At 38.7% G+C, this 2,355-nt stretch carries 4 protein-coding genes; 2 read left to right on the plus strand and 2 right to left on the minus strand.

The window, feature by feature from the left end; translation table 11 throughout:
- The coding region (locus tag H5202_RS20720) for a diguanylate cyclase domain-containing protein (RefSeq protein ID WP_182773726.1) at nucleotides 1–380 on the plus strand (380 nt) is incomplete at its 5' end.
- A gap of 182 nt (nucleotides 381–562) precedes the next feature.
- Complete coding sequence (locus tag H5202_RS20725; protein ID WP_182773727.1) at nucleotides 563–946, plus strand: Fis family transcriptional regulator; 384 nt, start codon at nucleotides 563–565, stop codon at nucleotides 944–946.
- 55 nt (nucleotides 947–1,001) lie between these two features.
- On the opposite strand, the gene H5202_RS20730 is transcribed toward H5202_RS20725, so the two are convergent.
- Both H5202_RS20730 and H5202_RS20735 read right to left on the minus strand, forming a co-directional pair.
- Nucleotides 1,002–1,553: a DUF1569 domain-containing protein gene (locus H5202_RS20730; RefSeq protein ID WP_182773728.1), complete on the minus strand. Its 552-nt coding sequence runs from the start codon at nucleotides 1,551–1,553 to the stop codon at nucleotides 1,002–1,004.
- Between the two features lie 336 nt (nucleotides 1,554–1,889).
- On the minus strand, nucleotides 1,890–2,355 hold a 466-nt coding region (locus tag H5202_RS20735; RefSeq protein WP_182773729.1), incomplete at its 5' end, for a hypothetical protein.

The raw sequence follows: 2,355 nt of genomic DNA on the forward strand, positions 1-2,355 counted from the left end.
GATTTAAGCAAGTAAATGATAACTATGGTCATCTTGTTGGTGACAAGCTGCTCAAGAATATCGCTCAACGTTTGCGTGATTGTGTTCGTAAATCAGATACGGTCGGACGTTTTGGTGGCGATGAGTTTGTCGTGGTGTTAAATGGTATCGATTCATTTGATAAGGTGCTGGTTATTGCTGAAAATATTCGTGCTCAACTTGAAATACCTTATCAATTTGATAGCCTAAATTTACAACTTTCACCAAGTATTGGTGTCGCTCGTTATCCCGATAATGGTGATGACGAGCAGCAATTAATTCAGCATGCAGATCAAGCGATGTATAGAGCAAAAATTGCAGGTGGAAATCGGGTAGATGTTGGTTTAGATTATTTTAATTAGTGTTGCTGCTTAGTCATTATTTAAATTTAAACAAGATTTATGCAAAAAAATGGTTGTTCATCATTAATGGTAGCGAGTCATGGTGAACGATATGTTATTCATATAAAACACATTTTTCTAAATAGCTTTTCATCAGAAGGTCTATTCATGTAGTTCAACAGATCAGGAATAACATTTTTAGTATGCGTAAAACCGATAAAAAAACGGACAATAAATTAAGAGAAGGATTAACTGTCGTATGCGAACATGCATTAGACAACTATCCGGGTTTTGTATGGATTACACACGTAGTTGATTACACGCTATACCCTAAAAGCTTACGAATTATTTGTGTCTTTGATACAGAAACACAGCTAACGCAATTTAATCAAAGTGGCCATAAAACGGTACTGTTAACCCTAATTCAACGCACCCTTGCTCAATACCAGATTGATCTCAAAGACATCAATCAATATGTTAGCTTTGATACTGAAACCGCCTGTGACCAACAACATAATGGTAATTGGGCGTTGCGGTTAAATAATACCAATAGTATCGATAAAAATGGCCGTACTAAGCTGCACTAACATTGCGGGTAAGTTGGATTATCCACTTAATACTTATTAGGTGTGGAGATAAACACTAACTCATTTGGGTAAAAGTCTGTTGGTGATTATAAAAATGCAGTACATGGGCAAGTTCGTAATCGGCTTTGTTTAATTTACCATAAGCAAAATGTGGTGCCAGTTCAGCTTGATATTGTTGAAAATCATCTAAAGAGTGTATCAGTCTAGCGAGTGCTTGATTAACATCAACGCTTCGGTCTAGCTCTGGCGCAGCTGGGATTGGTTCGGATAAGTCATGTGACATCGCGCCTTTAGTGGCAAATGCAGTGAACGCCAGTGCTCCGACAGTCTGTTTAAAGAGTGCTGATTTATGTTCTGGAAATCCGCTCATGGAAAATTCAACGCTTTGTGCGCAATGAGTAAACACTTCTGCACTGTTCCATTTTCCAATACTTAAACCGGCAAGCTGTTCAGTTGGTAACATTGTTAACTGATTCAATTTGGCTAATAGCGCTGTAATGTTTAGTTGCGTTGGATCATTGCCTTTGCTTAACCATAATGCCCCAGCACCGGTTAATCCTGCTGCTGCACCTATCACACTCACTTTTAAAAACTGTCTGCGTTGCATTATGCGGCCTCTTTGCTCGACATTAACTGACTCTATATTTCCGTCATAATAATCAACTTAACGACTCCGTGCATCAATGTTGATTGCTAGATCATTTGTGTGGTGACGTTAATTGCTATTGGTATCAACAGGGTTTGATGATCTTTCGAGATACATTTTGCAGCTTCAAATACTGCTGAAAGGTTTCAGCCAAACCGTTTTACTCTTTGTTATAAGGTATTGGCTTAGACAACTAGCTTGCACCGCGATTAAAACGGTTTATCTCGAATAAATTTTTACCACAAAAGTTCCACTGGCCTTAGAAACAAACAGGTTGGCAAATTATCGAATGATTACTCAAGGGTAAATAATATTCGATGATGTTAACTGCAATTGTATTTGACGGCTTATTTCGGATTTTTGGCTGGCAGTTAATAGGCTTGAGTTATCAATCGCCGTTAATGCGGCTCGTTTATCAAACCCACTCCACACATTGGCAGTGCTAGCAATGGATTCTAATCGAGTCGTGGCGTCATTAATGCGCTCGGCTACATTAAACGCTTGTTGTGGATCTGTTTGGCTCAACTGGGCTGATCGTTGACGAAAAGCGATATCTTTATTGTCATCAGACAGGGTGTTTATAACCTGCAAAAAATCGTTTTCCGAAATATCGGCAAGGGCGTAGCTAGCATTAATGATGATATCTCGCTGAACATTTGCTTCATAATTATCTAGTCGCGCTAGCATCATATTGGGTTCGACACTGGCGATTTCAGCTAATGCACTGTTGAAATAATCTTGGTTTAAATCGTAAGCTTGTTTT

This window comes from Shewanella sp. SG41-4 (assembly GCF_014164505.1).
GTDB lineage: Bacteria > Pseudomonadota > Gammaproteobacteria > Enterobacterales > Shewanellaceae > Shewanella.